This window comes from Anaerolineae bacterium (assembly GCA_014360855.1).
Taxonomy (GTDB): domain Bacteria; phylum Chloroflexota; class Anaerolineae; order JACIWP01; family JACIWP01; genus JACIWP01.
In genome coordinates this window covers 1-7,152 of the sequence record JACIWP010000172.1, presented here as the reverse complement: position 1 = coordinate 7,152, position 7,152 = coordinate 1, and the positions used below count along the sequence as shown (strand labels likewise).

Annotated in this window: 5 protein-coding genes; 3 read left to right on the top strand and 2 right to left on the bottom strand. The window is 64.5% G+C overall.

What is annotated here, in order from left to right; translation table 11 throughout:
• A partial coding sequence (locus tag H5T60_09960; GenBank protein MBC7242755.1) for a hypothetical protein occupies positions 1-194 on the bottom strand: 194 nt, incomplete at its 3' end.
• A gap of 185 nt (positions 195-379) precedes the next feature.
• Between H5T60_09960 and H5T60_09955 the strand changes: the two genes are divergently transcribed.
• The gene (locus tag H5T60_09955) at positions 380-3,997 is read left to right on the top strand and encodes a DNRLRE domain-containing protein (GenBank protein MBC7242754.1); all 3,618 of its coding nucleotides are present in this window, start codon (positions 380-382) and stop codon (positions 3,995-3,997) included.
• 40 nt (positions 3,998-4,037) lie between these two features.
• Here H5T60_09955 and H5T60_09950 read toward each other — a convergent pair whose 3' ends face one another.
• Positions 4,038-4,421, bottom strand: a complete 384-nt coding sequence (locus H5T60_09950; GenBank protein ID MBC7242753.1) for a RidA family protein — start codon at positions 4,419-4,421, stop codon at positions 4,038-4,040.
• Positions 4,422-4,569: 148 nt separating this feature from the next.
• Between H5T60_09950 and H5T60_09945 the strand changes: the two genes are divergently transcribed.
• A complete protein-coding gene (locus H5T60_09945) occupies positions 4,570-6,468 on the top strand; it encodes an aldehyde ferredoxin oxidoreductase family protein (GenBank protein ID MBC7242752.1) in 1,899 nt (632 codons plus the stop codon).
• Between the two features lie 176 nt (positions 6,469-6,644).
• A complete protein-coding gene (locus tag H5T60_09940) occupies positions 6,645-6,971 on the top strand; it encodes a hypothetical protein (GenBank protein ID MBC7242751.1) in 327 nt (108 codons plus the stop codon).
• Positions 6,972-7,152: the final 181 nt, after the last annotated feature.

Here is a 7,152-nt window from a genome sequence, read left to right as displayed (position 1 = left end):
AGGCCCTCCGGGGTCACGGGGAACATCATCACCTCGTCGGGGCCTTCGCTGACCAGATATCGCTCGATATGCCGGCCGTTGGGCAACAGCACATGCTGTTCGATCAGCCTCAGCCAGGGGAGATTGTCATATACGACCCGCTCTCCCAATACCTGCCACGCTTCCAGGGGTTTATCCGGTTGCAGTGAAGCCATGCGCACCTCTTTCCTGGCCCGTTTTGTCCCTTTACGGTTCGTCTGTTATACTCGGGGCGGAATCGGATTTTCCGGCGTTGTATGCCGTGACGAGGTGGTCAGTTTCCCGTCATTATATAATGTATAGGCCAATTGTGCAACGCCGGCCTTTGCTTCGCATAACGCATCTCCAGGGGTGGTAAGTGATGAAAAGCTCTGTGGCCGCGCGCTGGGCCGCGCGAGTGGGTGGGCTGTTGCTGATGCTCATTGTGCTGTATCGAGGCCTGCCGGTGGATGCTCGTTCGCCGGCGGGGGCCCAGGCGCAGTTCTCCGCCCCGCGCGTCCCTGCCCCGGGCATCTACGTGTTCCAGGACGACAGCCGCTCCGGCCTGACGCCGGCCAACTATCCCGGCATCATTGTAGGAGGGCACCAGGATTGGTCCTGGAGCGCGCTGGAGCCGGCCGAGGGGCAGTATCAATGGGGCCTCATCGATACCTGGCTGGACAATCAGGAGGCCGCCGGTAAGCCGGTGGGCATTGCGGTGGACACCTTCCGCAACGAATCCCCAGCGGACAGCACCACACCGCTGTGGGTGTATAACGCCGGCGTGCCCTCTGCCTACTGCGGCGGCAAGCGCATCCCGCATTACTGGAACCCCCTCTATCAGCAGAAATTCGGCAACTTCGTGCGCGCCCTGGCCGCCCGCTATGATAACGACCCGCGCGTCGCCTGGGTGCAGATTTCGGTGGGCATGTACGGCGAGACGACGCCGGCGGACGCCAGCGCCAACGACTGCCTGAAAGCCGCCGGCCTGGACAGCGCCAAATGGATCGCCACAGTCAATGCCATCACCGATATCTACCGCCAGGCCTTCCGCAACAAGCCCCTGTTCCTGCAGTTCGCGCCGCGCTTCCTCTCGCCCTGCGAGCGCCGCGAGTTCACCAATTATGCCGCCTCGCTGGGAGTGGGGCTGAAGCACAACGGGCTGGCCGCGGACGCCGATGCCACTGTCATCAACGATCCCGGCTATTCGCTCTACCAATGTGGGGCTTACGACCCCATCCTGCTCCACTGGACGGAGGTCCCGATCGCCTGGGAGGGGACGTACCCCTATTATCTCGCCGATTCCACGCTGGCGTACTGGGGCATCCTGAGCGGGCTGGCGAAACATGCCGATTATCTGGTGCTGGGCCGGCAGATCATCACCGACACCGCCAACGCCGACATCCTGCGCTTCGCCAACCGCCTGCTGGGCCAGGATGTGAGCACGGCGCCGGCGGCCTGGGTGGCACTGCGCGAATCCGGCTTTTACTGGTACGCCGAGCGGGGCAACTTCGGCGAATGGCTCACCCAGGACGATACGGTGCCTGGCGGCGACACGCGCGCCATCACCTGGCGCGACGGCTTTTGCAACCCCCAGCAGACCTCACGCACCGCCCAGGACTACTGCGAGGGATACGAGATTCAGCAGGGATCGCTGGTGGACGAGGTGAACGTGAGCTACCTCGCCGGCACGAAAGAGGGCTGGATCACCCGCCGCACCGACCAGGCCAGCGGCAACCCCTATATGTTCTTCAAGCTGGACGATGCCTTCACCACCACTGCCCCGGTGACCATCACGGTGACCTACTTCGACCGCGGCTATGACGCCTGGGAGCTGAAGTACGACGGCGCGAACTCGCCGGCGGAGAGCGCCGGCATCGTGTATAAGACCAACACGGGCACATGGAAGCGGGTGAGCTTCGTGCTCTACGATGCGCTCTTCTCCAACCGAGGGGCCGGTGGAAGCGATTTCCACATTGACTGCCGGGGCGATGGGGACGAGATCATCCATATGGTCGTCGTGGAGCGCCAGCCGGCGCTCCTTCCCGCCCCGACGCCCACCGCCACCCCGGCCGGCGGAGCAACGTCCACGCCGACCCTCACCCCGACGCGCACCGCTACTTCGTCCGCTGTCACACCGACCCGCACGCCGACGCCAACCATGACCGCCACGCCGGCCGGCACTTCCACCCCTACCGTGCCGGCCACCGGCCGCGATGACGCCCTGGCCGAGGCGGATACGACCCTGGACCTGTATCAGCCTGGGGTGAATTTTGGCGCCAACCCTATGCTGCAAGTGGTGGAGGACAGCCGGCAGGAGATCCTCCTGCGCTTTGACCTTTCCGAAATCCCCCGGGATGCCATTATCACCAGCGCCCAAATGTATCTCTATTTCGGCGAGCGCAGTGCCGTGGATACCATTACCGCCGCGGTGTATGCCGTGAATCGTCATTGGGTGGAACATGAGGCGACCTGGGGACAGGCGGCTGTGGGGCAGGCCTGGTCCGCCGGCGGGGCCAACGGCGTGCCGGGCGACCGCCGCGGGGAGCCGGCGGCCATCACCATCCTGACGGGCCTAGGATGGGCCTCGTGGGATATCACCGCGCTGGTGCAGGAGTGGGTCAGCGGCGCACTGCCCAACGAGGGCGTGTTGATCCGAGGCGAGGCCGGCGTGCATCCCTATGTGCGCTATTCGGCATATTCGCGGGAATATGCGGATGCCGGCAAACGCCCCTACCTCAGCGTCAGCTACTTTATCCCAACTCCCACGCCGACGCCTACCCCCCTTTATACACCGACCCCGACAGCCTCGCCGGTGCCCACCACCATTGTGCTCCAGCGCGGCTTGGACGGTTACCAGGGCGTCCGGGACACCAGCCTGGATGCCTGGAATCCCAACCAGGCTCACGGCGCGGAAGATGCGCTGTGGCTGCGCGGCGATAATGCCCTGCGCGTGCTGGTGGCCTTTGACCTGTCGAGCATCCCGCCGTACGCCACGATCCTGCAGGCCACATTGAGCATATGGCCGACATACCGCTATCCCAGCCAGTCCATGGTGATCACGGTGCATCGGGTGACGAAAGCCTGGGAGGAGGCGGCGGCGACGTGGAACACGGCGCGCGCCGGCGTCCCCTGGCAGACGCCCGGCGGTGATTATGACACCACCCCGGCGGCGGTGCAGACCGCCTCCAACATCAACACGTGGCTGAATTTCGATATCACCTCGCTGGTGGCGGATTGGGTGCGGGATCCCGCCGGCAATTTCGGCGTCCTGCTCCTGGGGCCGGGGCAGGGAAGCCTGTATTACCGCTTCGCCTCTTCCGAATATACCGTTTCGCCGGCCTCGCGTCCGAAACTGCAGATCGTCTACCAGGTGCCGGCGGTGATCCCTACTGCCACCCCGACCGCCACCGTCATGCCGACCTCCACGCCGACGCCGACCGTCACCCGGACGGCCACACCGACGATCACCTATACGCCCACTGAGACGGCCACCCCGACCTGGACGGTCACGCCGGCCTTCACGCCCACCCCGACCGCCACGGCTACCAGCACGGCCACACCGACGGCGACCGCCACCCTGGGGCCAACACCCACCCTGACGGCCACGCCGGCGTGCGAGGTACGCATCGCTGTCTCCCGCCGGAGCATTGATTTCGGGAGCCTGCCGGCCGGCCGCACAGCCCAGGAAGAGGTGTGGGTCTCTTTTCCGCCCATTGCCAATGGCTGTGCCAATCTTGTCATCACCGGCGCATCGTTCGTGGATGGAAGGGCTTTTCGGCTGGCGCGTCCGACGGAATTTCCCTTGGTCATCCCGCGCGGCCAGTACGAGAGTTTCGTCATCGCCTTCACGCCGCCGGCCTCGGGCGTTTGGAACGACACGCTGGTGATTTTCAGCAACGCGGCGAACCCTGCGGACGGCATGGTGGCTCTGCGGGGCGCCGGCATGGGGAGAACCCTTCTGCCTCTTATCCTCTTATACGCCGGCGGGGGCCGATAAAGAACCTCCCGCAGGAAGAGCTCCTGCGGGAGGCTTTTTGTCACGGGGCAACTGCGACGGCCTCGATCTCGACCAGGCCGCCGAGGGGCAGTGCGGCGACCTGCACTGCGGAACGCGCCGGCGGCTGGGTGGTGAAGAACTCCGCATATACCTCATTGACCCGTTTGAAATCGTTGATATCCTTCAGAAACACGGTGACCTTGACCACCTGTTCCAGGGAGGAGCCGGCGGCCTCCAGGATGGCCTGCAGGTTTTTCAGGGCCTGGCGTGCCTGGTCCGTGACATCCCCTTCGACCAGCTTGCCGGTGGCGGGGTCCAGGCCCAGTTGGCCGGCGGTGAAGACGAAGCCGTTGGCCTTGATGGCCTGGGAATAGGGGCCGACTGCGGCCGGCGCCTTCGGTGTGGCGATCACCTGGCGGGACATGATGCACCTCCTGACAGCAAGATATGAGCAAAACTGCCGCGATGATACGCCTGGAGCGGGCGGTTGTCAAAACCCACCGCTCATGCTATACTGGGCATAGTGGTCTGACAAGCATAACACCAGTCCATTCTGAGCAAGGAGGTTCGCCATGGGGTTCGGATACGTCGGCAAGATCCTGCGGGTCAACCTCTCTGACGGCCGCATTTGGACGGAATCCCCCGATGACAAGTTCTACCGCACCTATATGGGCGGGCGCAACATCATCGCCTATTATCTGCTGAAGGAGGCGCCCCGCGATGCGGACCCGCTGGGGCCGGACAACCCGCTGATTTTCGCCACGGGCGTGCTGACGGGTGTGCCCATCGGCTACAGCGGGCGCAACAGCGCCGGCGCCTATAATCCCCTCACCGGCGGCTATGGGGAGAGCGAATCGGGCGGGTTCTTTGGGGCGGAGCTGAAATTCGCCGGTTTCGACGCCATCGTCATCCAGGGCCAGTCCCCGAAGCCGGTCTACCTGTGGATTCACGATGGCCAGGCGGAACTGCGCGATGCCTCGCGCCTGTGGGGGCTGAAGACCGCCGAAGCGCTGGAGGCGGTGAAGGATGAGCTGGGCGAGCGGCGCATCCGATCGGCGTCCATCGGGCCGGCGGCGGAGAAGCTGGTGCGCTATGCCAGCATCGCCAATGACATCACCCATTTCTACGGCCGGTGCGGCATGGGTGCGGTCATGGGTTCCAAGCGGCTGAAGGGCATCTACGTGCGCGGCTCCCATAAGCAGGTGTCGGTGGCGGATCCGGCCGGCATCCAGCGCTGTGTCCAGGCCTATCGGGAGCGGGGGCCGTCATTGGAGGAATGCAACGCCAACCTGGGCACTATTGGAAGCCTGGAGGCGTTGAGCGCCGCCGGCGCCCTGCCGACGTACAACTTCCGTGCCGGCTCCTTTGCCGGCGCGCACAAAATCACTGGCGCCACCCTGGCCGAGACCCTGCTCATTGACCGCGATAGCTGTTTCGCCTGCCGCAACAAGTGCAAGCGCGTGGTGGAGGCGCATGATCCGTATGAGATCAGCCCGACGTACGGCGGCCCCGAGTACGAGACCGGCGCGGCGTTGGGCTCGCTGGTGGGGGTGGACGATCTGGCGGCGCTGTGCAAGGCCAACGAGATCTGTAATGCCTATACGATCGATACCATCTCTGCCGGCGTGAACATCGCCTGGGCCATGGAGTGTTTCGAGCGCGGCCTCCTGACCAAAGAGGATACGGGCGGCCTGGAACTCCGCTTCGGCGATGGGGACATGGTGGTGCGGCTCGTCCAGATGATCGCCGAGCGCCAGGGCTTTGGCGACCTGCTGGCGGAGGGCGTGTACCGCGCTTCCCAGAAAATCGGGCGGGGCACGGAGCAGTACGCCATGCATGTGAAGGGCCAGGAGATCCCCATGCATGAGCCGCGTGCCAAGCACCTGATCGGCCTGGGCTACGCCGTCTCGCCCACGGGCGCTGACCACGTCCACAATGTGCACGATGTCTGGTACGAGGACGAGACCAACCCCATGTTCAACCGCATTCGTTCCCTGGGCATCCTGGACCCCATCAAAGCGACCGAGCTGACGCCGGAAAAGGTGCGCCTGTTTGTGTATGATGTGAACTGGTGGAGCCTGTTTAACGTGCTGGAGCTGTGTTTTGGCCAGCCCTACATGACCGATTTCCCGCTGGTGGCGGAGGCGGTGCGGGCGGCCACCGGTTGGAACACCAACATGTTCGAGCTGACGAAGGTGGGGGAGCGGAGCGTGACATTGGCGCGGGCGGTCAATGTGCGGCGCGGGATGACGGCGAAGGATGATACCCTGCCGGCGCGCTTCTTTGAGCCGATCGAGGCGTCGCCGAAGGGAGTGCCCCTGGACCGGCAGGCGTTCCGGGAGTCCCTGCAGTTGTATTATGCCATGATGGGGTGGGACGACGCCGGCATCCCTACCCGCGCCAAACTGATTGAGCTGGGGGTGGGATGGGCCTGGCCGCTGATGCAGGAGGGGGTGAAGCGCTCCCCTTGACAGCGCACGCGACCCGCACTACAATGCAACCCAAGTCCAATACGGTCGCGTCTGCCCTGTTGGGAATGGGAATGTTTCTATCCTCTTATTGGATCGTGGTCGGCGTGACGGCGCTCTTCGCGCTGGGGATTATCCTGCGATATGGAACCCGGCGGTTTGAAAGGGGGTGATGTCAGATGGCGTTCAAGGCGCTGTTCCTGGCCCATGCTCCCGATGCCGAACCGGACAGACATCAGAGCGTAGTGGAAACGCCGATGTACCAGCTCTTCGTGCAAGTGGTGCGAAATCAGGCACAGGCCCTGGAGGTCTGCCGGCGGCTGGTTGCCGAAGAGGGGATCCACGCCGTGCTTCTCTGTCCCGGCTTCACCCACCATGACATCGCGGAGCTGGCACAGGCGGTGGGACCGAAGGTGGGCGTGTTCGTCGCCCGGGGGGACTCCCCCAGCAACGCGGTCGTGCTGGACGTCATGGCTCGCGAAGGGTGGTTTGAAAAGCGCGGGTAGCATCCCCTGCGGGCCGGCCGTTCCGGGCACATTCTTTTCCGCACACAACACACCGGAAGGGAGGATTCCCCATGCCCTCTGGGTGGTGCGCTTCCCTGCAATCCATTCCGCGCTCCATGCGGCCCGGGCGGATGACCCGGCGGAAATTTATCCGCAGGTCGGTGCTGTGGGGGATGGGCGC